We start from the raw sequence: 23,553 nt of genomic DNA on the forward strand, positions 1-23,553 counted from the left end.
GAAAAACTGGAGACTCGCATGTCGACCATCGTGACGCCCACAGAGAGTGCCGCCCTCGCAAAGTTGTACCGCAAACTCAATTGGCGGCTGTTGCCACTGCTGTTCGTTTGCTACGTATTCGCCTATCTGGATCGCATCAACGTCGGCTTTGCCAAACTGCAGATGCAAAACGACCTTGGGCTGTCGGACGCCGCTTACGGTGTCGGCGCAGGTGTTTTTTTTCTGGGGTATGTACTGTTCGAGATACCCAGCAACCTGATGCTGCCTCGAGTGGGGGCGCGAAAAACCTTCAGTCGCATTCTGGTGTTATGGGGCATCACATCGGCCTGCATGCTATTCGTGCGCGACGTGCCAACGTTCTACGCCATGCGCTTTCTGCTCGGCGTTTTTGAAGCCGGTTTCGCACCGGGGATGATCTATTACCTGTCGTGCTGGTACGGCCCCAAACGAATGGCCCGGGCCATCGCAATCGTGTTCATCGCAGGTCCCGCGGGCGGAATAATCGGCGGTCCGCTTTCGGCCTGGCTGATTTCCACGTTCGAAGGCATGGGTGGCCTGGCGGGGTGGCAGTGGATGTTCCTGATCGAAGGGTTGCCCTGTGTGTTGCTCGGTGCGTTTGCTTATTTTTCCCTGTGCAACCATCCCGCCGAGGCGCGCTGGCTGAGCGTCGAGGAAAAGCAAATGCTGCAGCGTGAGCTGGGCGCTTCCCCGGGAGGGGCTCACTCGTTCAGAGCGGTGTTGCGCGATCGCAGGATCTACATCCTGGCGTGCGCCTATTTCTGCATCATTTTTTCGATCTACGCCATGAGCTTCTGGCTCCCGGCGATCCTTAAGGCGCAAGGCATCCACGACATGATGCAGCTGGGTTGGTGCGCCGCGATTCCCTATGTGGCAGCGGCAGCGGGCATGTACTGGATCGGGCGCCGCTCCGACCGTTTCGGCGAGCGCCGCTACCACTGCGCGGTCCCGGCAGGCGTCGGGGCAATACTGATACTTTTGTATCCTGTTGCCGATGGGAACCTGGTGTTATCAATGGTTCTGCTGACGTTGGCGATCGCCATGATGTTCATGGCCTACACGGTTTTGTGGGCAATGCCCTCTGAACTCATCAAGGGCGAAGCGGCAGCGGGCGGCATCGCTCTGATCAATACCATCGGTCTTTGCGGCGGCTTCTGGGGCCCGGCAGTGATCGGTTGGGCAAAGACATCAACAGCAAGCATGAACCCTGGCATCGTCGCTGTCGGCTGCGTGTTTCTGTGCGCCGCGTTCGTGATCATCGCGAGCAAACCGCTGGCGCATCGCGACCGGGTCTTGGATGCACGGCAGATGGATCGGGCGCTTTGAACTTCACACCCATTGTGTTCCGCAAGGAACCTTTCCAAAGAGAGAACGCAAATGCTTTTACATCTATCGACCTGGGCCGAAATCGCCAAATTTCTCGAGCGCAGCCGTACCATCGTCATCCCGATCGGTTCCAACGAGCAGCACGGGCCTACCGGGCTGCTGGGAACGGACTGGATGTGCCCCGAAATCATCGCCCATCAGGCGCAGGAGTCAGCGGATATCCTGATTGCCCCGACCTTCAATATCGGCATGGCCCAGCATCATCTGGGTTTCCCTGGAACGATCACGCTCAGGCCTTCGACGTTCATCGCCGCCATCGGTGACTGGACGCGTTCGCTGGCTGCCCACGGCTTTGAAAAAATCTTTTTCCTCAATGGCCATGGCGGCAACATCGCGTCGATCGAAGCAGCGTTTTCGGAACTCTACGCCGAAGCGAGCTTTGCACGTCGTCCGGCGGGTTTTGCCTTGAAGCTGTGCAACTGGTGGGATCTGGAAGGGATCAATGACCTGGCCAAGGACCAGTTCCCGACAGGACATGGCATTCATGCAACACCTTCGGAAATTGCCGTGACCCAGTGGGCCTATCCACACGCCATCAAATCGGCTGACTACTCGCCACAGATCGCCAATTGGGGGCCCATTCGAGAGGCTGCCGATTTCCGTGCCCGTCATCCGGATGGCCGCATGGGATCTGACCCGGCGCAAGCGTCCCCTGAAAAAGGCCGGCAACTGGTGATGATGGCAGCACAAGGCCTGGTGCAGGAGGTGCAAGCCTTCAGCCGCGAGCCGATGCCAGGCTGAACCGCGCACGTGTTATTCGACCTGGCCAACGCCTGGGCATAACGGGCGTTGGTGCTCATCGCGGGTAAACCGCACTCGATCAGGTACGCCACGATGTGGAAGATCAATCATAGTTACATTGATGGAGCATTCCTTCCCGTTCAGGGGAATGAAACGGTGCAATGCATCAACCCGGCGACCGAGGCGGTCATCGGTACGGTCACCTTGGCCAACCGTGAAGATGCCAGGCGCGCCATCGCGGCGGCTTCGCGTGCTCAAGTCGCGATGGGCCGCACGTCCAAGGCCGAGCGTATCGAGATGCTTGAGCAGTTGCAGGCTGCCGTACTGGCGAGCACGGATGAGATTCGTGATACCGCCATCGAGGAGTACGGTGCGCCGTTCGCTTGAGCGCAATGGGTCAGTCGCTACGCCTCGCAGTCATTTGCCAATGCGGCGCAGGTGTTGAAAAACTACGACCTGACTCGCTCGGTCGGCGACGCTACCGTGGTGATGGAGCCGGTCGGCGTAGCGGCGTTGATTGCCCCCTGGAACAGCACCGCCGGGACGATATGCAGCAAACTGGCATCGGCCATTGCAGCCGGCTGTGCCTCGGTCATCAAACCGAGCGAGTTGAGTCCCTGGCAAACCGATGTGCTGGCCCAGGCGTTGCGTCGCGCCGATTTGCCCAAAGGGGTTTTCAACATTCTATTGGGCCGCGGCAGTGATGTCGGTGACGAACTCAGCACCAGCCCACACATTGCGAAAATTTCATTCACGGGGTCCACCGCCACCGGGAAGCTCATTGCTCGCGCCGGTATCGAGACCATGAAGCGAGTGAGCCTGGCGCTCACGGGGAAGTCGGCCTCTATTGTTCTTGAGGACGCCGATCTCGACACCGCCATTCCCCTGGCATTGAATGCTGCCTTCATGAATAACGGACAGGCGTGTGTCGCCGGCACGCGCCTGCTGGTGCCGCGCAAGCACGCCGAGGACATCATCGACCGTGTAAAAAGCCTGGTCGGGGCGATGGTCGTCGGCAATCCGCAGGATCCTGCCACCGTTATCGGGCCTCTGGTCAGTCAGGCGCAGTTCGACCGCGTACAAGGTTTCATCCGCCGGGGGCAGGCACAAGGCGCGACGCTGATTGCTGGCGGGGAGGGCAGGCCGATCGGCCTGGACAAGGGCTATTTCGTCAGGCCCACGGTCTTTGCCGACGTCAGCAGTGACATGGACATTGCGCGCGAGGAGATTTTCGGCCCGGTGTTGTCGATCATTGCGTATGACTCGCAAGAACAGGCGATCGATATTGCCAACGCCACGCTCTACGGCTTGCAAGCCTATGTGTTTTCCCGGCAACCGGAACGTGCCCGAAGCCTGGCGTCCCGGCTGCAGGCCGGCTCGGTGTTGATCAACAGAATCGCGCCAGAGCTGCTTGCGCCGTTCGGCGGGGTCAAGCAGTCCGGTGTCGGCCGGGAGTTCGGCGTCTTTGGGCTGGAATCGTTTCTTGAGGCCAAAAGTATTGTGTCGGATTAGCCTGGGTTTGGCGGGATATCGTGTTCGCTTCTTGTGTTGTGAATAGCCAATGATTGCGAGGCAGAAGCAGGTGGTTTCCTTTGCTTCTGCTTCTGCTTCTGCTAAAGGTGTTGAGCATAGAGCGGAAAATCAGGCGAGTGTGATGCTCACAGGGATGTTGGCGCGCGTGGCTTTTGAGTAGGGGCAGTTCTGGTTTGCCGCTTCAATAAGTTGCAAAGCGGTGTCCGACTCTATGTCAGGCAACGATACGACCAGTCGGGCCTGCAGAGTAAAACCCTGTTCGCCATGGATCAAATCCACTTGGGCATCGACACCGGCCATCACTGGAAAGGCGATCCTGCGAGCATTGCAGGCATGGCGCAGAGAACCTAGAAAACAGGCTGACCAGCAGACTGCGAACAATTGCTCCGGGTTGGTGCCTATTCCGGGCGCGCCGGGTGGAGAAAGCTTGAGGTCAAGTCGTCCATCATGGCTGCGGCCGGTGCCCTCTCGACCTCCTGTTGTGTAGGTGTGACCGGTGTAGAGGGTTTTTTCGATATTGATCATGAGTACTTCCTGGCGTTGATAACGCGGCATCGAAAGATCGAATCACGTGGCCTGCATGACTTGCTGGCAGTGGCGCGCCGCCCCACCTGCAAGAGCGTCGAAAACGGCTTCTGTGCCCGAGTTGCCCAGTAGAGTTGATCGTGCGATATCGAGAACCCACGCCCTGAACGGTAGGTTCGGGTCATAACCTGGCTGTCCAAGGTAGAGCGCCTTGAAAGCTTCCTGAACCAACGCCGCGGTGGCTCCACGCTTAATTCGCCCGGCCTGTACTTGGCCTTCATAGAAGGCGATGAGTAAGGGGGTCACTGCCGCAAAGAGTTGTTGTGACTCACGCCTGTCACGCCTGACGACACCCGCCATTAAAGCGTGCAATTCGTCGTTCCCAAGCCGCTCAGCTGTGCTAAGGCAACTCACGCGATAACCTTCGGCCATGATCGGATCCCTCTACGTCATCTATTCAACTGATCAAGCAACCGGGGAATAGGAGGTTGCCAAAGTTTGAGTGGTGCAGGTCGAGCATGACGTCACAGGATGAGATTTACCAGTTATGCGGTGTTAGCGCTTAATAGTAGACCCGTTGGGTGGGCGAAGTTGAGGGGGGTGGGGGACAACAACATCGTGTTTGCTATGTCCACTCATCATCCCAACGCACTCATTACAATAGCGTCAACGCTTGTCCTCCCATAGATAATTGGACACGATTTAGACAGTGCGACGTTGGGAATGCGGACTGTTTTGTATGTAGACACCATGAGGCTGAACGGCAAAAATTTAAATGCAGCGGCAACCTATTGCCGCCTTAATTAAAGATCTGTATCGGCGCCTCCGCTGTTCATGGATAGAAATGAGCTGGAAGTATTTGAAGCTCAGGTTTAACGAAATTTGCGTCTGCATGGCACATATTTTGCTATTTTCGAAATGCAGTCTTTATAAAATTTTTCTCTATAAGGAGTTCCCCTTGATAATCGGAAACCGCGACTTCTCTTTGGCGTCTTGGAACAAGTCCGACATTCATACGAATCTGGTACAAAAGGATTCGCTTTTTAACTTGGCATCACCCGCCCAATCCTCTCAGTCTGGAGTTTCAGGCGTCAGCAAAACCGAGTCTTCGACGACGGACTCAGATAAGAAGCAGGATTTCGACGAGGCTTTTGCGAAGATGATGATTAATTTGAGGACAGCATCATCCAAATCCGAGGACGCTGAGGGTACAGACTCGGCCCTGTTGCCCATGGCAACAGCTCATAATCATGGCACCACATTTTCTACAAACAATGATGCAGCAGGTAATAAACTGGCTACGAGTCCTTACCAATCCCCACCCTCATCCGAAAAAACAGGATCGGAATTATTCAAGGATTACATGAACCAAACAGATGCCGAAAAGGTTAGAGAACAATTGACGGGTGTGAGTAAGGAGGAATATGAAAAAATGTCTCCCGAAGAGCAAGCTTCCCTCGACAAAAGAGTCGAGGTGCTGACCAAGGAAAAAGCCAGAACGGAGCAACAAGCGGTCAAGGCGAAGATTGACATGGTGAAGGCTGAACTGGCTTAAAAGTTGAAACCCAGTCATGAGGGCAGGAAGAGAACCTGCCCTCATTCTGCGAAGTTGAAGGAATGTTGCTCACTCTTGCAAGTACTGTCCGAACAGGGGCGGCGTGACCATGTGTTGTTGCGGCATGCGCATAACGAGAATTTTCAACTGATCAAAAAATATTCCCGCCGAAGCCACTCAGCGTTGGGGCTGTGATGGGATTAACAGTAACTTTCCTGTGGTGCGCCTGCTTTCCATATCCAAATGTGCCTTTGCCGCGTCCGCTAATGGGTACTGTGCACCGATCTTGATATCGAGTTCTCCGGCCAGGATCATGTCGAAAAGTTTGGCAGAATGGTTACGCAATAACTCTGGCGTACGTACGTGATCCATAAAAGTTGCGTAACCGATCTTTATGCTCTTGGGAAGGCTCATAAGTTCTATCGGGCCCGGTGCACCAAGGACCGGGCCGAACCAACAGAACGTCCCTGATATCCGGAGCGAATCGAGTGACCCTTTGAAAGTTTTCGGACCAGAGCCGTCGTAAACCACATGTACGCCTTGACCGCCCGAAAGCCGGATAACTTCCTCGGCAAAATTGCCCTCCGTGTCGACGATCACATGGTCGGCACCCGATTGTTTTGCAATTGCAATTTTGTCGGGTGAAGAGACCCGCCCAATGACATGCCCACCTTTAAGCTTGATCATTTGAGTCAGCAGCAAACCGAGGCCACCGGACGCTGCATGCACCAAAGCAATGTCACCTGGTTGGACCGAATAGAAATCTGACGTGAAGTGGCTGGCTGTCAGACCCTGCATCATCACCGAAGCGGCGGTTCGATCATCTATACCTTCAGGGATGGTCACAAGCGAGGAAGCCGGGCAAACGATCTTCTCTGAATAACTACCCGGTACGTAAACCCATGCGACGCGCTGTCCGGGTGAAATCCCTTTTACTCCTTCTCCGACAGATAAAACCCTGCCGGCTCCTTCGACTCCAAGGCGCTTGGGGTTTGGCACGTCCCGCCAGACACTTCCTTGTCTGGCGCCAATGTCCATGAAGTTGACCCCGGCTGCACTTACCTCTACGAGTACCTGGCCAGCATCGGGAGTAGGCGTCGGAAAGCTGACATATTCAATTACTTCGGAGCCACCCGGTTGGGCCATGACAATAGCTTTCATATTTGCACCTGTTTTGTTGAACGATCATTCCAGAATTGGGTAAAAAAAGGCTCATTGCAGAGCCTTGAGCGTGAGGTGAGAAAGAGCGATCAGTTCGTCCTGGCTCGCCCCACCTCGTGCAGCGATTCGAATCGCCGCCACGTTTGCCAGCAGGAAACCGGCTGCATAATCCGGATCAAGATCAATTGACAGATCGCCAACAGTCTTCGCCTCGCGGATACTTTTCACTAATTCGGTACGTAAAGCTCGACCAGATAGCTCGCGAATTTGATTCAGATCTTCTTCGTTACTGCCGAACTCAACAATCGAACCGATGCCAAGGCAAGGGCAATTGGCTTGCGCTACTACTCGTTCAAGCATCTTCTCCAGGCCGTCTATAGCCCTAAGACTCCCTCGCAACAACGCGATATGAGCCGCTGTTTCTGATGCGCCGTACTTCTTTAGCGCTGAGCAGTAAAGCTGCCATTTGCCGTCGAACGTATCGTAGAGACTCTGTTTACCGATCTTCATTGTAGTCGTCAGCATCTGCGTGGATGACCCCGCAAAGCCATGCTCGCGGAAAACCTCGACTGCCGCGTCAAGCGCTACTTCTATATCGAATTCTTTAGATCTGGCCATGGCGAAACCATAAATATATTGGAATGATCAGTCAATAATAATTTTTAGGGCGTGGCAGCGTTGCCAAAATTGGTAGGGCGCCGCAGATCGTTTGAGGTTTGTATCGATGTGTATTTCCTGGCGGCCCTGATACGCATCGATTTAAACGCCCATTTTTTCGACACAGACCAGATACCTCTCAGGCTTCTAATAGGTTCCATCGAGGCAAACCCAACCGCCTCGGCCCAATTGAACGACCTAGCCATTGAAGCCTTGAGGAGATCACCATGAACACCAAAGCCGTCTATGCCGCTTGCCTGTTTGCCACCCTGAACATCTGCACTTTGTCCGCCCGCGCTGAAGCAGGCGTCTCGCCTGAGACCTACACCTATGGCACGCACCTGGACATCAAGAAAGTGGTGTCGCTGACAGAGGACGCCGCACCTACCTGCGGGATTGTGAATGCCCAGATGACCTACCTGGATTCTCAGAGCAAAACGCAGGTCCTGGACTACCGCAAGTTCGCTGACGGCTGCATTGGTGACAACTGAGCCCTCCACTTACCGATTGCTAATCCCCTTTGAAACTGGAGAAAAACCATGAACAACGTGACTCGCTTTTTGACCGCCGCTGCTTTCGCCTTGGCTGGTGCTGCCGCTCATGCCAACGCCGCTGTTGAACAAACCTCCTGCGGCAGCAGCACCTGCTTCCAGTTGACCCCTGTGAACGCGCAAGACGGCGGTGACTTCTTGGTACAGGACGGCTCGAGCCGAACGCCGCAAGGTCAGTTGGTAGCTGCCGATGGTTCGAGCCGTACGCCGCAGGGGCAGTTGGTAGCGGCTGATGGTTCTAGCCATACACCACAGGGCCAGTTGGTAGCTGCTGATGGTTTTAACCGTACACCACAGGGCCAGTTGGTGGCGGCTGATGGCTCGAGCCGTACTCCACAGGGCCAGTTGGTAGCTGCCGATGGTTCCAGCCGTACGCCGCAAGGTCAGATGGTGGATAACCAGACGGTTTGAATGATGCTCCATAAACACCACTACCCCTTGTAGGAGTTGCTTGCCAACTCCTACAAGGTTTCATCTCAAACAAATGACACCCGATCAACTATCCGCACTCGCTGCCGGACGAACCACGCCGACAGCCCATGGATGCTCCGTTGCTGCCGAGTAATCCAGCCGACCCAAGGGGACAGTGAAATTACAGAACTGTCGCGAGCGATTACGGACGCAACAATCAGGCTTGGGGGTGAACGATACCTTCGTGCAATCGAGAGGTTGCCAAGGGTCTGCTCTGATTCACCAACGCATCTGGCATGCGTCTTCCCATAAAACAAGGAGCTTCATTATGACATCCAAGAAAATCCTCTATACCGCTAAAGTGCACACCACAGGTGCTCGCGATGGGGGCACTTCACGAAGCGACGACGGAAAGTTGGATATTCGCCATTCGCTACCGGGTATCAAAGGCAACGGTACCAACCCCGAACAACTCTTCGCGGCTGGCTGGTCGGCATGCTTTGACGGAGCGCTGGGGCTCGCGGCGCGCAAGTTTAAAGTCGAACTTCCGGCCGACGTCGCCATTGATGCCGAAGTCGATCTTTGCCTGGAAGGTGATGCCTATTTTCTGCGTGCTCGACTTAACGTTAGCCTGCCGGGGATAGAGCGTGATACAGCCCTGCGCCTGATCGATACCGCGCATCAGACTTGTCCTTATTCGAAAGCTGTTCGCGGAAATATAGACGTCGTTCTGAATCTTGTCTGAACGCACCCTGACGAAATCCCAAGTATGCGCATGACTGCCTGAGGTCTTCAGGTAGTTGTGTGTTTTTTTCTGCTTTTGAGTGAAGGGAAGTTGAGTGCTCAATAACCCGCTTGTTTCATTACATTTTACGCAACATTAGGCCGACGTATCCTTCGGTTAAATAGTCCTGTTTGGATGAACTGAAATCGTAATTTTATGTATCTGAGACCCTCCCGATACGAACTGGTTTATTTGCGGAGGTTGGTGACACACACGGGATACCTTAGCGGCGTTAAATGGCACCCATCGCAGCAGCACAATCTGTCTTGCTGGATCAATCATTTAATAACTGGAGATGTCGTCATGAACTGGAAGAACCTCAGCATCGCTTCACTGTTTGCCATCGTTAGCCTCGGCGCCGTCGCAGCAAATGCCCAGGAGAATGTGACTCCGCACGCCTACATGTACGGCGATCATTTGGACATTGCCAAAGTCACTTCGGTCAGCGAAACACCTTCATCCGGTTGCGGTGTCGTTAAAGCACGACTGGCTTATTTAGACTCGGCTGGCAAGTCCAATGTGCTGGATTATCTAACCGCCGGTCAAGGGTGCGGCCAGGACAATTGATGTCCTCCCACAGATGTTCCCTTCAGGAGACTTTTGACACATCCGGTCTCTTTTTCAGGCTCGTCTGTACGCGTCGGCATTAACCCGTTGCGATGTCAGGTCGCCGGCACCCGTAATCCCGTTTCGGATGCCGGCTTCAGAATTGGCGTCAGGCACAGCATAAAAAGAAGTACCGCAAACAGCATGTCATAAGCAAGCTCGTAGCTTCCGGTATAGTCACGCAGCGCGCCGAAGCAGACGGGGCCCAACGCTGCAATCAGGTAGCCTATGAAAAGCATGAAGACGGTCCAAGCCCCGGCTTCTGCAGGCGTTTTGGAATTGTCCAGTGGTAACGTCATCCCGACTGTGAAGGACATGCCTAGACCGGTTGCCACAAGCAATACGTAAAGAATCGGCGAAATTTCTGGAGCAAACGCCATGCCCGCCGTACCAATGAGTGCAAGCACGGTGGTGATTCCCAAAAGACCACGACGGTCATGGGCCTTTCCAGGGATCAGGCCAGCACCGACACTTGCGATTGCAAACACCGCTGTGAATAGTCCAAGCAACACTCCGGCGGGCAGGGTCGTTAGAGCGGTTTCGGTAGATGCGGGTGCTAACCAGGCGAAGAGGGCATAGACCACGAATTGACTTGAGCCGAAATACAACGCTACGAGCCACGCTTGAGGATTGCTCCACGGCATCCCGGTCACGGCCGACCGGTTATCAACGGTGTTGACCTTCGGTGCGGAAGTTGCGAACCGTCGGGCCATCCACAACCAGCTTATTACAGCTGTGACGCACAGTAAGCTCCAGATCCCGGCACCCACCCGCCAGCTTTGAGCGAACTCAGTAATGGGCGCAGTGAATAACGCAGAAAGAGTTGCTCCTACGCTAAGGCCAGCGGCATAGATACCCATGAAGAATGCTGGACGATGTGGAAAGTGGGCTTTTATCCAACCGCCGATGAGAGCACCAGCAATTGCGATTCCGATACTGACCAGAAATGTACTGAGCAATAGAAAAACGGCATCCGGAGATATTGCCCGCACCAAGCAGGCTGCACCAAGCAAAACCAGCGCTGCAATTACGCAACGGTCGGTACCAAAGCGCCGGCTTAAATTGGGTGCGACTAAGGCGAAGATGCCCATGCATACATCGGGAATGGAAGTCATCAACGCCGCTTGAGTAAAAGTCAAACCATATTGGTTTTGAATAAGCAGCAAGATGGGGCCAATAGAAACAATCGCCGGACGTAATGCAATGGAAAGAACCAATAAACCGATGACTGCAGGCACGCTATGTTTATCGGATGCATTTGGAGAAGTGTTGATGGGGGCCATTTTCTACGTACCCTTATTTTCGGAAATTTGATTAAGGGCGATCGTAGCAATATCAAAGAATCGGCAAGTGCCAGCTTATGTCTTCAAAGTGACAATGTCAGAAGCTTCGGCATTGCAACCCAATTGGTGAGTGTGATTGATGAAGCAAAAGGGACGGATTGTCAGCAAAGTCGAAGATTTGAACGGACGCAGTGAAGACTATCTGGACTATCAGGACGTACCGCGACTGATGACGGCGTTGGCTCGCAACCAAATGGCCGGGGAATACAATCCTCCGCATACACATCGCCATGGCCAGTTGTTGTATGCCATCAGCGGTGTCATGCGTGTTGCGACGCGCGGTGGTCTGTGGTTTCTCCCGCCTAAACGGGCTCTGTGGATACCCGCCGGAGAAGTACATGACCAATTGATGCTCAGCCCGGTCAAGATGCGTTCCATCTACATAGACGCCGACGTCGCCGCAAGTTATGGAGACATCTGCCGAGTCGTGGACGTTTCTTTGCTATTACGCGAACTGATACTGGTGCTGGCCAGTGAACCCATCGAATATTTACTCGAGGGCCGCAACAGTCACGTTGTAGCTCTGATTCTTAGTGAACTGGAGTCTGCACGAACATTGCCACTTCAGATTCCTTGGCCGGTAGACCGCCGGCTGTTGGTGGTGTGCAACGCTATTCTCGACACGCCAGGGCAAGCTCGCAACGTAGATTATTGGGCAGACAAAGTCGGTGCCAGTTCGCGCACGTTAATCCGCCTGTTTCTCAAGGAAACAGGCCTGACTTTTCGCCATTGGGTGCAACAGGTGCGATTGGCCAGCGCCTTGAATCGGCTCGAGAAGGGGGAGTCAATCGGGTTGATTGCCCGGGATCTAGGCTATGTTAGTGCAAGTGCGTTTAGCGCAATGTTTCGCCGGGCGATGGGAGAGTCCCCGCGGGCGTTTCTGATTCGCGAATAAAATAGTCGATGCAGCCAATGGGCTGGCGCAGGAGGGGAATGGCACCGCTTTATCCGATGGTGCCATTCATCCTCGAAGGATCAGATTTAGCTAGTGGGTAGTGTCAGTTGAGCGCACAGCCCGCCACCTTCTCGGTTGTACAGTATTAAAGTACCCTGAAGTTTTAGCGTTAGTTGTTGGGAAATTGCCAGGCCCAGCCCTGTACCGCCCGTGTCACGGTTGCGTGAGCTTTCCACGCGATAGAACGGTTTAATCACTTCTGGCAATTGGTCCTCGGGAATTCCTGGACCACGATCCAGGATCTTGATCACCAAGCGCTTGTCCGTTTGCGGCTCAACGGTGATTTGGACCTCTGTGCCAAACTTCAGCGCATTGTCCACTAGATTCACTAGCACCCGTCGCAGCGCATGCGGCCGTGTATCGATAACGGTGCCGATTTCCGCGTTTAGAACCACACTTTTTCCAGTATCCAGATAATCGAATACCAGGCTGTCGAGGAACGAGTGCAGATCGAGCCGGCGGCTGGTCTCAGTTGAACCATCCATGCTGCGCGCGTATGCCACCCCTTCCTGAACCAGATGCTGCATCTCGCTCAGATCCCTACAGAGTTTGTCTTTCTCTACGGAATCTTCCATGAACTCGGCGCGCAGTTTCATACGCGTGATGGGGGTCTGCAAATCGTGAGAAATGGCAGCCAATAGTTGCATGCGTTCTTTTATGTGAGTCGCGATGCGCTCCTGCAGGGTATTAAACGCAACGGCTGCATAGGCCACTTCTATCGGGCCTGCCTCATCAAGACGAGTTCCTCCCCCGTTCGGATCAAGCGTATCGACTGCCTTTGATAGACGAGTCAGGGGGCGTATTGCAGTTCGTACTGCGAACCACGTACAGCCCAATAGTAGCAACAGTTGCACGATTAACAGCAAAGGTAGCCATGGCGATAGCGGAGATATTTTGGGCCGAACATCAATCGTCAGCGGGCTTCCGTCGCTCAGGAGAAGGTGCGTTTGATAATGCGGACGCAGGTCGGAAATATCTGTAAAGGTTAGGTCGTAATCTTGCCCCAGTGTCGCTTTCATGGAGTGAACAGACGCCGGGGCGGAGGCCATGTCCATCGGCGTACCAGGTTGGCCCTCGTCCAGTTGATAGCGATAGTTGGGATGCTCAAAGCGCGGTAGCCAGCCTTGACGTTCAGCAGCGGGCAGGCGCTCTAGCATTGCCACAGTGGTCGTTAAGTCTTGCTCCAGATTGCCCAGCATCAGTGTCATCGCGCTTTGGTATCGCTCATAAAACTGCAGCCCAAAAGACAGTCCATGAGCTGCTACAAGGCTGACGAGAAAGATCAACGACAGTCGCGAGGCCAATGATCTTGGCCACCGCAGCGTCATGACTGCTCTCCTAGAATTTCCACCGGATAGGTGAAAACATACCCCTCGCTACGCACGGTCTTGACGTAGGCTGGGGCGCGGGCGTCGTCCAGCAAGCGTTGACGCAGACGGCTTACCAACAAATCGATGGAGCGATCGAATAGATCTGCGTCGCGCCCCTGGGTCAGATTGAGCAATTGATCGCGGCTCAGTACGCGTTGGGGGTGATCGACAAATACCCTTAGCAAACGGTATTCCGCGCCGCTTAAGGTGACGATGGTGCCTTCGCCATCGAGCAAATGACGTGCCGTGGTATCTAACCGCCACTTACCAAACGCAAGCAGGCGACTAGCCTCGCTGACAATCAAATTGGGTGGCAGCATGCGCGTGCGGCGCAGTACGGCATTGATACGTGCAAGCAGCTCACGGGCTGCGAAGGGTTTAACCAGGTAATCATCTGCTCCCATTTCCAGGCCGATGATGCGGTCGGTTTCTTCGTTGCGTGCGGTCAGCATCAGGACCGGTGTGCTTTTATGTTTGCCTGACCGAAGCTCTCGACATAAGAGCAGTCCATCGTCCCCCGGCATCATGATATCCATCACGATGAGGTCTACGGTGGAAGACTCAAGAAAGGAGCGCATCTGTCGGCCGTCCGCCACGACTGTGGTTCGCAAACCGTTCTTTTTCAGGTAGTTACCTACGAGTTCTCGGATCTCGCGATCGTCGTCGACTATCAGGATGTGATCAACGTGTTCCATCTGACTCACCATAGATCCTCAGCATTTCGCCATGTCCCGTAACGAGCGACGTTTTTAGCGATTGGGTGCGCGGTCGTCTATTACATCAAGGTGTAAGTGCTGAAACCCATTAACGCGGACAAGAACTGGAGCGGGCTTGTATTACGCTACGAGATTCTGACTTTCACGCCGCCTCGCCTGACCTGGAGCGGCTTCTGATGGCTGAGCCTTTGGCAGGACTGTATTGAATCGCATTGGAATCACTATCAATGTTGAGGATGGCGAGGAGTGGCAAGAGCAAATGGCGCGAGCAGCCTTTTTGCTCTTGCTGATAACGCCTCGATCAAGCTAGTTGTTCAATTGCCTGGGCGACGCCTGATCCGTATTCCGGATCAGCTTGTGTGCAGTGATTGATGTGGCGTTGCTTCGCCTGTGTGCTAGCTCCGTGGATCGATCGCGCAGTGTTATCGAACAGCGCCTGTCTCTGAGCCGTGTCCATCAGCCGGAATAGGGCGCCAGGTTGGGAGAAGTAATCTTCGTCTTCCCTGTGGTTCCAGTGCCAGGCACTGCCCTGCAGTGATAGAGGCGGCTCGCGGAAGTCGGGTTGCTCCACCCATTGTTCATGGCTGTTGGGCTCATATCCAATGGCGCTTCCGGCGTTTGCGTCGGTACGCATTTGCCCGTCCCGGTGATAGTTGTTGACTGGGCATCGGGGGGCATTTACCGGAATCTGATGATGATTCACGCCCACGCGATAACGTTGCGCATCGCCATACGAAAACAATCGAGCCTGAAGCATCTTGTCTGGTGAGAAGCTGATGCCAGGCACTACGTTGGCAGGGTTGAAGGCGGCTTGTTCGACGTCGACAAAATAGTTGTCCGGGTTGCGGTTGAGCTCAAGGACACCGACTTCGATCAGGGGATGATCTTTATGCGGCCAGACCTTGGTCAAATCGAAAGGATTGATCGGATAAGACCCAGCCTCCGCTTCTGGCATTATTTGAACGTAGAGTTTCCATTGGGGAAAACGACCTTCCTCAATGCTGGTGTACAAATCCCGTTGTGCGCTTTCGCGATCATCGCCGACCAGTTCGCAGGCTTGCTGATCAGTCAGGTTTTGGATGCCTTGTTGGGTTTTCCAGGTGAACTTCACCCAAAAGCGTTCATTCGCCGGACTAATGAAACTGAACGTATGGCTGCCGAATCCGTGCATGTGTCGATATGAGTGCGGTAGTCCGCGGTCGCTCATAACGATCGTGACTTGATGCAAAGCCTCGGGCAGTAGTGTCCAGAAATCCCAGTTGTTTCTGGCACTACGCATATTTGTACGTGGATCCCGTTTGACTGCGTGATTGAGGTCTGGAAACTTCAACGGATCGCGCAGAAAAAACACTGGTGTGTTGTTGCCCACAAGATCCCAGTTGCCTTGACCGGTATAAAATTTGATGGCAAACCCGCGAATGTCACGCTCGGCGTCGGCGGCGCCACGTTCGCCGGCCACGGTAGAAAATCGGACGAATACATCCGTGGTCTTACCAATGCTCGAAAATAAGTCTGCTTTTGTGTAGCGGGTGATGTCGTGAGTAACCGTAAACGTGCCGAATGCGCCTGAGCCCTTTGCGTGCATGCGGCGTTCAGGAATAACTTCACGGTCAAAGTGCGCCAACTTCTCTAGTAGCCAAACGTCCTGCAATAACACAGGTCCTCTAGGACCAGCCGTTTGAGAGTTGTTGTTATCGCCCACCGGTGCGCCGGCTGCTGTCGTCAATTTTTTCATTATCGGACCCTTACTTTTATGGTTGTTGAAAAAGGCATCAGATGTGCTGGTCAGGCAAAACGCGCGACACCAGACGTTGCGGCCGCCATGGTTTGTCATTCCGCGCTTCTAACGTTCCTTGCACGTGTATCTGAATTGGGGAAAATGATTCGCACTGAGCTCAGAGGAGACTGAGCTGAACCTCGACATTGCCGCGGACGGCTTTGGAGTAAGGGCATGTCTGGTGGGCGGTGTAGATCAGTTTGTGCGCTACCTCGCGGTCCAGTCCCGGCAAGCTGACAGTCAACCGAGCGCATAGAAAGTACGCCTCTCCACTGAGACAAAGATCGACCTCGGCATCGATAGAGACGTCAACCGGTAGTGACACCTTCTGCTTCAGTGCCGCCAGGCCCAGCGCCGCGTCGAAACAGGCAGACCAACTAGCTGCAAAAAGCTGTTCCGAGTTCGTTCCGCTGCTATCGAAACCCGGTAGTGAGTGCCTGATGTTCAAGCAGCCGTCATCACTTCGAGAGTAACCACCGTCGCGAAACCCTTTTGTGTGAACCCTGACGGTATACAACGCTCTTCCGGCCCCCATCTGTGTCTCCTGGTGTTCGAACGCATGGGCATTTTTCCAGTGTCCCTGTCACATAGGTCTGGATCAAAGTCAGGAGTAATCAGAACAGAGCATTCAAAGGGGGGCGATTACACGATGGTATTGGGCTTGGTTTCGGATACACGCGCCATGCGATAACAAGGTGCGATAGGGGTACTACCTGGGGTGGGCAACCCGTCTGCGCCGGAGGTGAATCCATGGCGCGGCAATTGTTATGGTAGTGGGATTACAAGGGGCAGCTTCAATGCCCGTGTGTGTCCAACATTAAAGGGTGTCCTAGTTATGAGCGATGAGCTGGATCGAAAAATAAGAAATTTCCTCTGCATTTCCATGCATGGGTCGATATCGGCCGCTTCTGAACAGCTGGATATTTCTCAACCAAGTCTGAGCCGACAGCTCGCTAGTTTGGAAAGCTATCTCGGAAACCCACTTTTCAGGCGAACGGGTCGAGGGCTAATTTTAACCGATGCTGGAAAGCATTTGGCGTCTATGGCGAGCCCTGCGTTCATGGCAATTGATGCGGCCATCGTTCAAATCAGAGATCAATTCGGCATCACGCAAGGCAGTCTGCGCTTGGCAACGGTGCATACGCTTACCTACTATTTTCTTGGAGATCTGGTCTCTCGATTCGTGCACCACAACCAGGACGTAAACGTCTCGTTCATGGCCCGCAGTTCGACCGAGGTCATAAAGCTCGTGGAGTCAGGCAGAGCGGATCTGGGTTTCGTATACGACAGCGAAGTGGCGTCAAAGGAGTTGCTGTCGAGCGGTCTTTTTACCGAATCAATGGCAATCATAATCAAGGCCGAACTGGAACCAGCGCCGCTGAGCATCGACATGGGGGAGCAGCCATTAAGGCTTGTGGTGTTTCCGAGTGGGTATGCGCTACGAAGAATGCTGGACACATGTGGAGTGCCTTATGTCGTGGCTGCAGAGGTTGAAACCGTTGACGCAATGCTCGAACTGGTCGCTTCAGGTGTGGGAGCCTGCGTTCTTCCCGCACACATTCCAAATAGGGTGCTGGAGCAGTACAGCCTCACTCGTGTGACCGACGTAAAACCGTTGCTTAAACGCAAGGTAGTCGCCATCTACCGCTCCGACTCACCCTCGACAGCCATTACAAGATCGATACTGGGATTTGCCATGGATGCGGCGAAGTCGCTCAAGTGAATACCTGATATAGCCCTAGCCTCATCGCCATCGATGATCGAGCTTCATAAGCTTGAGCCACCGTTGATGGTTAGATTGAGGATTGCCAAGTGAGTCAGGAACTACGCAGTAAAGAATATTTCGATCTGCGGGCCACAAGCGAGATGGCCCAACACCTTAAATCAAAAGAGATGCCTCTGAAGGAGCGCCTTGCTTACGCAGCCAGAATCCTTGCGATGACCGGACAAGAGGCTGGTCTTGCCGGGCAGCTCACCGCGCGCTCCGATAGGGAAGATACCTATTGGACATTACGTTTCGGCCTTGGATTTGAAGAAGCGACAGCGGAAGACTTTATCGAGGTCGACAAGGATCTCAATACTGTAACTGGCGAAGGGATGGCTAATCCCGCCACCCGCTTTCATTTGTGGGTTTACAGAAATCGCCCAGACGTCACTTCGATCATCCACACGCATTCTCCCTGGGCATCTGCGCTAGCCGCCGCGCGGCAGCCACTTGTGATTTCGCAGATGGATATGACTCCGCTGTTCAACGATTGTGCTTTCTTGGGTGAATGGCCAGGGGTACCGATCGCCGACCACGAGGGGACTTTGATTTCCGAAGCACTGGGTGGGATGAAGTCTATCATTCTGGCCCACCACGGATATCTCACCGCCGGCGTATCGGTAGAGGAAGCCACTTACCTTTCGGTATACCTGGAGAGGGCGGCGAGGATGCAGATCCGGGCCAGGGCGTTCGGTGATCTGACACCTGTCGACCCGGTCTTGGCGCAGGAAGCTCACGACTATCTTTTAAAACCCTCAATTGTGCGAGCGACGTTCGATTACTGGTGTCGTCAGACGCACCGATTGCCCGGCATGCCGCCGATCTAAAAATCTCATCTCACAAGCCCGTACTGCATCTTCGTATGGGCCCGGGTTTGCCTGCTTATAAGAAAGACTTCCACACACAACCACTGCCAGATAAAGGACTGAAAAATGTCGAGAATAACGAAGGCAGGTGCGGCTCCTTCAGCCGTGAAACGTCAGACAGTGATAGCCGGTATTGCGAGCATGATGGGTACCACGATTGAGTGGTATGACTACTTCCTCTACGGCACCGCAGCTGCGCTCATTTTCAATAAAATATTCTTCCCTGATTTTGACCCGGTCACTGGCACACTGGCAGCGTTCGCGACCTATGCCGTCGGGTTCTTTGCGCGTCCGTTTGGTGGCATTGTATTCGGCCATTTCGGAGACCGTTTAGGCCGAAAGTCGATGCTCATTATCACGCTGTTCATGATGGGAGTGCCGACGATCATCATAGGGTTGATCCCTTCCTACGATTCAATCGGTTATTGGGCGGCAGTGCTACTCGTTCTGATGCGAGTGCTGCAAGGCATTGCGGTCGGCGGTGAATGGGGAGGGGCGATTCTATTGGCCGTCGAGCATGCGCCTGAGGGTAAGAAGGGCTTTTTCGGCAGTCTGCCCCAAACTGGCGTTGCCACTGGATTGATTCTTTCATCACTGGCGATGGGGGCTGTCGCCCAATTGCCTGAGGAGGACATGCTCAGCTGGGGCTGGAGAATTCCTTTCCTCGCCAGTGCTGCGTTGCTTCTAGTGGGCTGGTATATACGCGAAAAAGTGGCCGAATCCCCCGACTTTATCTCAGTGAAAAGAGATGTGCCTCGTGAGATGCCTTTCAAAACCGTTCTACGTGCACATCCCCGAGCGTTGCTTGCTGTTGCCGGCGCTCGTTTGGCTGAAGTGACATGGTTCTACACGATTGCAACCTTTTCCTTGGCTTATGCAACAAAGACGCTTGCGATACCGAAGGACTTGATGCTGGATGCGGTCGTCTGGGGCGCTACCGTTGCCATGTTCACCATGCCCTTTTGCGGTTGGTTAGGTGACAAAGTCGGTCAGAGAAAGATGTTTGCTGCTGGTATTGCAGGCGTCATTTTATTTTCCTCTGTCTTCTTCCAATTGCTTCAAACCCAGGAACAGTTCTGGATCATTTTTGCGATGGTAGTTGCCATTGGGATTATTTACTCGATGCTGTACGGCCCCGAAGGTGCGCTTTTCTCCGGCCAATTTACTCCAGAGGTGCGGTACACAGGAATTTCCGTTGCAGTGCAAGTATCCGGGGCTATCGGTGGCGGGCTAGCCCCTATCATTGCCACATCGTTGCTTGCATATGGAGGCGGTGACCCGTTTTACATCAATGGCTATTTGATGGGGTTGGGGGTGATCGCCTTGATTGCCCTTACCCAGATGAGATCCGTCACAGCCGATTCAGCGAAATGCGTGGCCTCCATCACAGTGCCGGCAAAGTCTTAACCTGAATGAGGGCGACTACGTTCGCCCAAATCATTCCATGCAGGATTGCAGGAAGATCAACGAGTGCAGCGGGGCAGGGGTTGGCACGCCAGCGCTTAAAAAGGAACGATGGTGTTTATGAAACATACTTCAGACCACCTGGTTATCCTCCAAACGACCTTGTGGGGTCCGACTCGCTCCGTTTTCTGCAACTAGTTGCCCTTGTGGTGTACGACTCGAGCCATCGGCAGCTACCAACTGACCTTGCGGCGTACGGCTCGAGCCGTCCTGTACCAAGAAGTCACCGCCGCCTTGCGCGTTCACAGGGGTCAACTGGAAGCAGGTGCTGTTGCCGCAGGAGGTTTGTTCAACAGCGGCGTTGGCATGAGCGGCAGCACCAGCCAAGGCGAAAGCAGCGGCGGTCAAAAAGCGAGTCACGTTGTTCATGGTTTTTCTCCAGTTTCAAAGGGGGATTAGCAATCGGTAAGTGGAGGGCTCAGTTGTCACCAATGCAGCCGTCAGCGAACTTGCGGTAGTCCAGGACCTGCGTTTTGCTCTGAGAATCCAGGTAGGTCATCTGGGCATTCACAATCCCGCAGGTAGGTGCGGCGTCCTCTGTCAGCGACACCACTTTCTTGATGTCCAGGTGCGTGCCATAGGTGTAGGTCTCAGGCGAGACGCCTGCTTCAGCGCGGGCGGACAAAGTGCAGATGTTCAGGGCGGCAAACAGGCAAGCGGCATAGACGGCTTTGGTGTTCATGGTGATCTCCTCAAGGCTTCAATGGCTAGGTCGTTCAATTGGGCCGAGGCGGTTGGGTTTGCCTCGATGGAACCTATTAGAAGCCTGAGAGGTATCTGGTCTGTGTCGAAAAAATGGGCGTTTAAATCGATTCGTATCAGAACCGCCTGGTAATACACATCGATACAAACCTTGAGGAATTTAAATTTTTCCCTCTATCTGCCATTCACACCAGATTGCGAATGTGAACGGCCCAATCGGCAACGTGCCGATCGCCAACAATTACAGATCTGGAGCATTTTCGACAACCAGTACTGGCCCGCTCACTACCTGATCAACGCCATGAGGCAGATGAGTTACACCCACTTTGGATGAAGGCAGTGACAAGACACAGTATCAGGTGATTCAAAACCTGAAAGGAGTGTCCAAGTGCTGGATATCAATCAGTTAAGCAATGAGTGGCATAAACCGATACTTATGTGTAAGTGCTCAGTGCACAGTTTTCGCCTAGGCTGATTCCAGCGATGATCGTCACTGCGCTTAGCTATAACCTGTAAATCTCTGCAGTTAATTTGGTATTCGCAAGTGGATAATATCGACTAATTACGGCAGAGCTCTGTTACTTGAGATTTCTAATAGACCATTTTCGCATTCCGCTTGGATATCCACCGCTAATCAATATTGGCCTGTCATCCGTTCTGTCTTAATGGCAAATAGCTTGCACTTCGATTTTTGAGTCTTGGTTTCAGGACAAAATTTTCTTTGTAGGAGTTCATCAAATGGCAAGAACAGTGTCGGACTTTGTAGTCGAAACCTTGCGAGGCGCGGGAGTGAAGCGCGTATACGGCGTGGTAGGCGATTCGCTCAACGGCTTTACGGATGCACTGCGCCGGGATGAATCCATCCACTGGATTCATATGCGCAACGAGGAAGCAGCTGCATTTGCAGCTGGTGCGGAAGCACACCTTACCGGCGATCTGACCGTTTGTGCTGGTAGCTGTGGCCCCGGAAACCTTCACCTCATCAACGGGCTTTTCGATGCTCACCGAAACCGTGTTCCTGTATTGGCGATTGCAGCCCATATCCCAAGCACCGAAATAGGGATCGAATACTTCCAAACGACTCACCCGGAAGTACTGTTCAAGGAATGCAGCCATTATGTTGAATTGGTTTCCCGCCCGGATCAGCTCCCTCAAGTGTTGGCGCGCGCGATGCGCGCGGCGATCTCAAAAAAAGGGGTGGCAGTAGTGGTGCTCCCGGGGGATGTCGCTTTGCAACCTACCTTGGTACCGGTACCGCGTTGGCTTGTGCCCAGCGATCCTGTCATCCATCCGCGCAGTGACGAGCTTGAGCAGCTTGCTTTCATGCTGAATAAAGGCAAAAAGATCACACTGCTTTGCGGGGCGGGTTGCGTGGGCGCACACGAGGAGATTTTGAGCTTGGCTCAGAAGCTGAAAGCTCCTATCGTGCATGCGCTTCGTGGCAAGGAATTCATCGAGTACGACAATCCCTACGATGTTGGAATGACTGGGTTAATCGGGTTCTCTTCAGGCTATGCGGCTATGAAGGATTGCGACACGCTCCTGATGCTGGGTACCGACTTCCCTTACCGGCAGTTTTATCCAGCAGACGCGCGCATTTTCCAGGTTGATCTTCGCGCTGAGGCACTTGGAAACCGTTGCGGTTTGGACATGGGGTTGGTTGGTCAAGTGAAACCCACACTTCAGGTACTGCTTCCTTTGCTAGAGGAGCACCATGACAGCGGTCATCTCGATGCTGCCCTGAAGCATTACAGGGAAACTCGCGCAGACCTGGACGCCCTGGCAGAGGGAGGCTCAGACGGCGCGATGATTCACCCGCAGTACGTGACCCGCCTCGTTAGCGAACTGGCGTCTGAGGATGCTATTTTCACCTGCGACGTCGGCACGCCAACTGCTTGGGCTGCACGCTACTTAAAAATGAACGGCAGGCGCCGCCTCATCGGTTCGTTCAACCACGGTTCCATGGCCAATGCAATGCTCCAGGCTATCGGTGCGCAGTGCGCCTTCCCTAGTCGCCAAGTCGTCTCTATGTCTGGCGACGGTGGTTTTGCAATGATGATGGGCGATGTCCTGACACTGAGGCAGATGAAACTGCCCGTAAAAATCATCGTGCTTAACAACGGCACGTTGGGTTTTGTGGAAATGGAGATGAAAGCCCACGGTTTCCTGGACGTTGGTTGTGAGCTGGATAACCCGAACTTTGCAGCAATGGCCCAAGCCATCGGTATCAAGGGCATCCGGGTTGAAAAATCTGCGGATTTGGCCGGTGCATTGAAGGAAGCCTTTGCTCATCCGGGCCCCGTAGTGGTGGACGTTGTCAGCGAAAGGCAAGAGTTGATCATGCCGCCAAAAACCACGTTCGCCGAAGCGCAAGGGTTCGGGCTCTTCATGTTGAAAGCTGTCCTTGATGGACGGGCCAAGCAGCTCATCGATCTAGCCAAGGTCAACCTACTACGATAAGCACTAGGATCTGTGCCAGTAGCCAACACGCTGGCTCTGGCGGACTGATCCGATCTAGCGGGCCGGCCCCTGATTCACCAGAGTTCTCAGATTTTTCCGCATAGGGTAAGGATGCCGAATTATGAAAACTTCTGATGCGCGACGTTTGCCCGTATCAAAGCCTGATCAGGGCTATTTGCACTGCGTTATCAGGTCTTCATTTTACTC

At 53.9% G+C, this 23,553-nt stretch carries 23 protein-coding genes and 2 pseudogenes; 14 read left to right on the plus strand and 11 right to left on the minus strand.

The window, feature by feature from the left end; translation table 11 throughout:
• Nucleotides 1-18 precede the first annotated feature (18 nt).
• The 3 genes and pseudogenes from KHO07_RS10120 (at nt 19) to KHO07_RS10130 (ending at nt 3,657) form a co-directional block, all read left to right on the plus strand.
• Nucleotides 19-1,344, plus strand: a complete 1,326-nt coding sequence (locus tag KHO07_RS10120; protein WP_212627087.1) for an MFS transporter — start codon at nt 19-21, stop codon at nt 1,342-1,344.
• Nucleotides 1,345-1,395: 51 nt separating this feature from the next.
• Nucleotides 1,396-2,145 (plus strand): creatininase family protein, encoded by a 750-nt coding sequence (locus tag KHO07_RS10125; protein ID WP_123419612.1) that lies wholly within the window; start codon nt 1,396-1,398, stop codon nt 2,143-2,145.
• 93 nt (nt 2,146-2,238) lie between these two features.
• Nucleotides 2,239-3,657 (plus strand): annotated as a pseudogene (locus KHO07_RS10130) (aldehyde dehydrogenase family protein).
• Between the two features lie 129 nt (nt 3,658-3,786).
• Here KHO07_RS10130 and KHO07_RS10135 read toward each other — a convergent pair.
• Together KHO07_RS10135 and KHO07_RS10140 are read right to left on the minus strand one after the other, a co-directional pair.
• Nucleotides 3,787-4,203: an Ohr family peroxiredoxin gene (locus KHO07_RS10135; protein ID WP_123419610.1), complete on the minus strand. Its 417-nt coding sequence runs from the start codon at nt 4,201-4,203 to the stop codon at nt 3,787-3,789.
• Between the two features lie 42 nt (nt 4,204-4,245).
• Complete coding sequence (locus KHO07_RS10140; RefSeq protein WP_212627088.1) at nt 4,246-4,635, minus strand: hypothetical protein; 390 nt, start codon at nt 4,633-4,635, stop codon at nt 4,246-4,248.
• A 343-nt stretch (nt 4,636-4,978) separates the two neighbouring features.
• On the opposite strand from KHO07_RS10140, the gene KHO07_RS10145 reads away from it, so the two are divergent.
• Nucleotides 4,979-5,758, plus strand: a complete 780-nt coding sequence (locus tag KHO07_RS10145; RefSeq protein WP_212627089.1) for a hypothetical protein — start codon at nt 4,979-4,981, stop codon at nt 5,756-5,758.
• Nucleotides 5,759-5,935: 177 nt separating this feature from the next.
• On the opposite strand, the gene KHO07_RS10150 is transcribed toward KHO07_RS10145, so the two are convergent.
• Both KHO07_RS10150 and KHO07_RS10155 read right to left on the minus strand, forming a co-directional pair.
• The gene (locus tag KHO07_RS10150) at nt 5,936-6,919 is read right to left on the minus strand and encodes a quinone oxidoreductase (RefSeq protein WP_212627090.1); all 984 of its coding nucleotides are present in this window, start codon (nt 6,917-6,919) and stop codon (nt 5,936-5,938) included.
• A 51-nt stretch (nt 6,920-6,970) separates the two neighbouring features.
• Nucleotides 6,971-7,537 (minus strand): TetR/AcrR family transcriptional regulator, encoded by a 567-nt coding sequence (locus tag KHO07_RS10155; protein ID WP_212627091.1) that lies wholly within the window; start codon nt 7,535-7,537, stop codon nt 6,971-6,973.
• A 266-nt stretch (nt 7,538-7,803) separates the two neighbouring features.
• Here KHO07_RS10155 and KHO07_RS10160 point away from each other — a divergent pair, with 266 nt between their 5' ends.
• The 4 genes from KHO07_RS10160 (at nt 7,804) to KHO07_RS10175 (ending at nt 9,889) form a co-directional block, all read left to right on the plus strand.
• A complete protein-coding gene (locus KHO07_RS10160) occupies nt 7,804-8,067 on the plus strand; it encodes a DUF2790 domain-containing protein (protein ID WP_212627092.1) in 264 nt (87 codons plus the stop codon).
• Nucleotides 8,068-8,115: 48 nt separating this feature from the next.
• Nucleotides 8,116-8,538, plus strand: a complete 423-nt coding sequence (locus KHO07_RS10165) for a hypothetical protein (protein ID WP_212627093.1) — start codon at nt 8,116-8,118, stop codon at nt 8,536-8,538.
• Between the two features lie 328 nt (nt 8,539-8,866).
• Nucleotides 8,867-9,283 carry an organic hydroperoxide resistance protein gene (locus tag KHO07_RS10170; RefSeq protein WP_212627094.1) on the plus strand — a complete coding sequence of 139 codons (417 nt, stop codon included), beginning with the start codon at nt 8,867-8,869 and terminating at the stop codon, nt 9,281-9,283.
• A gap of 342 nt (nt 9,284-9,625) precedes the next feature.
• The gene (locus KHO07_RS10175) at nt 9,626-9,889 is read left to right on the plus strand and encodes a DUF2790 domain-containing protein (RefSeq protein WP_212627095.1); all 264 of its coding nucleotides are present in this window, start codon (nt 9,626-9,628) and stop codon (nt 9,887-9,889) included.
• Between the two features lie 95 nt (nt 9,890-9,984).
• Here the strand turns inward: KHO07_RS10175 and KHO07_RS10180 are convergent, their stop codons facing one another.
• Nucleotides 9,985-11,211 (minus strand): MFS transporter, encoded by a 1,227-nt coding sequence (locus KHO07_RS10180; protein WP_212627096.1) that lies wholly within the window; start codon nt 11,209-11,211, stop codon nt 9,985-9,987.
• Between the two features lie 139 nt (nt 11,212-11,350).
• On the opposite strand from KHO07_RS10180, the gene KHO07_RS10185 reads away from it, so the two are divergent.
• A complete protein-coding gene (locus KHO07_RS10185) occupies nt 11,351-12,166 on the plus strand; it encodes a helix-turn-helix transcriptional regulator (protein ID WP_212627604.1) in 816 nt (271 codons plus the stop codon).
• Between the two features lie 86 nt (nt 12,167-12,252).
• On the opposite strand, the gene KHO07_RS10190 is transcribed toward KHO07_RS10185, so the two are convergent.
• From KHO07_RS10190 to KHO07_RS10205, 4 genes are all read right to left on the minus strand, one after another.
• Nucleotides 12,253-13,554, minus strand: a complete 1,302-nt coding sequence (locus KHO07_RS10190) for a HAMP domain-containing sensor histidine kinase (protein WP_212627097.1) — start codon at nt 13,552-13,554, stop codon at nt 12,253-12,255.
• Nucleotides 13,551-14,291 (minus strand): response regulator, encoded by a 741-nt coding sequence (locus KHO07_RS10195; protein WP_150703266.1) that lies wholly within the window; start codon nt 14,289-14,291, stop codon nt 13,551-13,553. The genes KHO07_RS10190 and KHO07_RS10195 overlap by 4 nt, the downstream gene beginning before the upstream one ends.
• A 322-nt stretch (nt 14,292-14,613) precedes the next feature.
• Nucleotides 14,614-16,047 (minus strand): catalase, encoded by a 1,434-nt coding sequence (locus tag KHO07_RS10200; RefSeq protein WP_212627098.1) that lies wholly within the window; start codon nt 16,045-16,047, stop codon nt 14,614-14,616.
• A 160-nt stretch (nt 16,048-16,207) separates the two neighbouring features.
• On the minus strand, nt 16,208-16,624 hold the full coding sequence (locus tag KHO07_RS10205; RefSeq protein WP_033046113.1) for an Ohr family peroxiredoxin: 417 nt from the start codon (nt 16,622-16,624) through the stop codon (nt 16,208-16,210).
• A 300-nt stretch (nt 16,625-16,924) separates the two neighbouring features.
• On the opposite strand from KHO07_RS10205, the gene KHO07_RS10210 reads away from it, so the two are divergent.
• The 3 genes from KHO07_RS10210 to KHO07_RS10220 all read left to right on the plus strand — a co-directional run bounded on the left by KHO07_RS10210 (nt 16,925) and on the right by KHO07_RS10220 (nt 20,127).
• Nucleotides 16,925-17,812, plus strand: a complete 888-nt coding sequence (locus tag KHO07_RS10210; protein WP_212627099.1) for a LysR family transcriptional regulator — start codon at nt 16,925-16,927, stop codon at nt 17,810-17,812.
• An 89-nt stretch (nt 17,813-17,901) separates the two neighbouring features.
• Nucleotides 17,902-18,681: an aldolase gene (locus KHO07_RS10215; RefSeq protein WP_212627100.1), complete on the plus strand. Its 780-nt coding sequence runs from the start codon at nt 17,902-17,904 to the stop codon at nt 18,679-18,681.
• Nucleotides 18,682-18,786: 105 nt separating this feature from the next.
• Nucleotides 18,787-20,127, plus strand: a complete 1,341-nt coding sequence (locus KHO07_RS10220) for an MFS transporter (protein WP_212627101.1) — start codon at nt 18,787-18,789, stop codon at nt 20,125-20,127.
• A gap of 129 nt (nt 20,128-20,256) precedes the next feature.
• Here the strand turns inward: KHO07_RS10220 and KHO07_RS10225 are convergent, their stop codons facing one another.
• Nucleotides 20,257-20,553 carry a hypothetical protein gene (locus KHO07_RS10225; RefSeq protein WP_212627102.1) on the minus strand — a complete coding sequence of 99 codons (297 nt, stop codon included), beginning with the start codon at nt 20,551-20,553 and terminating at the stop codon, nt 20,257-20,259.
• Nucleotides 20,554-20,602: 49 nt separating this feature from the next.
• Nucleotides 20,603-20,866 (minus strand): DUF2790 domain-containing protein, encoded by a 264-nt coding sequence (locus tag KHO07_RS10230; protein WP_212627103.1) that lies wholly within the window; start codon nt 20,864-20,866, stop codon nt 20,603-20,605.
• 267 nt (nt 20,867-21,133) lie between these two features.
• On the opposite strand from KHO07_RS10230, the pseudogene KHO07_RS29130 reads away from it, so the two are divergent.
• Both KHO07_RS29130 and poxB read left to right on the plus strand, forming a co-directional pair.
• Nucleotides 21,134-21,296: pseudogene (locus tag KHO07_RS29130) on the plus strand (redoxin); the annotation flags it as partial.
• A 328-nt stretch (nt 21,297-21,624) separates the two neighbouring features.
• On the plus strand, nt 21,625-23,346 hold the full coding sequence (gene poxB / locus KHO07_RS10235; protein ID WP_212627104.1) for a ubiquinone-dependent pyruvate dehydrogenase: 1,722 nt from the start codon (nt 21,625-21,627) through the stop codon (nt 23,344-23,346).
• Nucleotides 23,347-23,553: the final 207 nt, after the last annotated feature.

The organism is Pseudomonas sp. PP3, assembly GCF_905336995.1.
GTDB lineage: Bacteria > Pseudomonadota > Gammaproteobacteria > Pseudomonadales > Pseudomonadaceae > Aquipseudomonas > Aquipseudomonas reinekei.

What these genes read in the sequence shown, in the direction of transcription:
- KHO07_RS10120 (WP_212627087.1), top strand. Translation starts at nt 19, where the DNA reads ATGTCGACCATCGTGACGCCCACAGAGAGTGCCGCCCTCGCAAAGTTG.
- KHO07_RS10125 (WP_123419612.1), top strand. Translation starts at nt 1,396, where the DNA reads ATGCTTTTACATCTATCGACCTGGGCCGAAATCGCCAAATTTCTCGAG.
- KHO07_RS10135 (WP_123419610.1), bottom strand. Translation starts at nt 4,203, where the DNA reads ATGATCAATATCGAAAAAACCCTCTACACCGGTCACACCTACACAACA.
- KHO07_RS10140 (WP_212627088.1), bottom strand. Translation starts at nt 4,635, where the DNA reads ATGGCCGAAGGTTATCGCGTGAGTTGCCTTAGCACAGCTGAGCGGCTT.
- KHO07_RS10145 (WP_212627089.1), top strand. Translation starts at nt 4,979, where the DNA reads ATGCAGCGGCAACCTATTGCCGCCTTAATTAAAGATCTGTATCGGCGC.
- KHO07_RS10150 (WP_212627090.1), bottom strand. Translation starts at nt 6,919, where the DNA reads ATGAAAGCTATTGTCATGGCCCAACCGGGTGGCTCCGAAGTAATTGAA.
- KHO07_RS10155 (WP_212627091.1), bottom strand. Translation starts at nt 7,537, where the DNA reads ATGGCCAGATCTAAAGAATTCGATATAGAAGTAGCGCTTGACGCGGCA.
- KHO07_RS10160 (WP_212627092.1), top strand. Translation starts at nt 7,804, where the DNA reads ATGAACACCAAAGCCGTCTATGCCGCTTGCCTGTTTGCCACCCTGAAC.
- KHO07_RS10165 (WP_212627093.1), top strand. Translation starts at nt 8,116, where the DNA reads ATGAACAACGTGACTCGCTTTTTGACCGCCGCTGCTTTCGCCTTGGCT.
- KHO07_RS10170 (WP_212627094.1), top strand. Translation starts at nt 8,867, where the DNA reads ATGACATCCAAGAAAATCCTCTATACCGCTAAAGTGCACACCACAGGT.
- KHO07_RS10175 (WP_212627095.1), top strand. Translation starts at nt 9,626, where the DNA reads ATGAACTGGAAGAACCTCAGCATCGCTTCACTGTTTGCCATCGTTAGC.
- KHO07_RS10180 (WP_212627096.1), bottom strand. Translation starts at nt 11,211, where the DNA reads ATGGCCCCCATCAACACTTCTCCAAATGCATCCGATAAACATAGCGTG.
- KHO07_RS10185 (WP_212627604.1), top strand. Translation starts at nt 11,351, where the DNA reads ATGAAGCAAAAGGGACGGATTGTCAGCAAAGTCGAAGATTTGAACGGA.
- KHO07_RS10190 (WP_212627097.1), bottom strand. Translation starts at nt 13,554, where the DNA reads ATGACGCTGCGGTGGCCAAGATCATTGGCCTCGCGACTGTCGTTGATC.
- KHO07_RS10195 (WP_150703266.1), bottom strand. Translation starts at nt 14,291, where the DNA reads ATGGAACACGTTGATCACATCCTGATAGTCGACGACGATCGCGAGATC.
- KHO07_RS10200 (WP_212627098.1), bottom strand. Translation starts at nt 16,047, where the DNA reads ATGAAAAAATTGACGACAGCAGCCGGCGCACCGGTGGGCGATAACAAC.
- KHO07_RS10205 (WP_033046113.1), bottom strand. Translation starts at nt 16,624, where the DNA reads ATGGGGGCCGGAAGAGCGTTGTATACCGTCAGGGTTCACACAAAAGGG.
- KHO07_RS10210 (WP_212627099.1), top strand. Translation starts at nt 16,925, where the DNA reads ATGAGCGATGAGCTGGATCGAAAAATAAGAAATTTCCTCTGCATTTCC.
- KHO07_RS10220 (WP_212627101.1), top strand. Translation starts at nt 18,787, where the DNA reads ATGTCGAGAATAACGAAGGCAGGTGCGGCTCCTTCAGCCGTGAAACGT.
- KHO07_RS10225 (WP_212627102.1), bottom strand. Translation starts at nt 20,553, where the DNA reads ATGAACAACGTGACTCGCTTTTTGACCGCCGCTGCTTTCGCCTTGGCT.
- KHO07_RS10230 (WP_212627103.1), bottom strand. Translation starts at nt 20,866, where the DNA reads ATGAACACCAAAGCCGTCTATGCCGCTTGCCTGTTTGCCGCCCTGAAC.
- poxB (WP_212627104.1), top strand. Translation starts at nt 21,625, where the DNA reads ATGGCAAGAACAGTGTCGGACTTTGTAGTCGAAACCTTGCGAGGCGCG.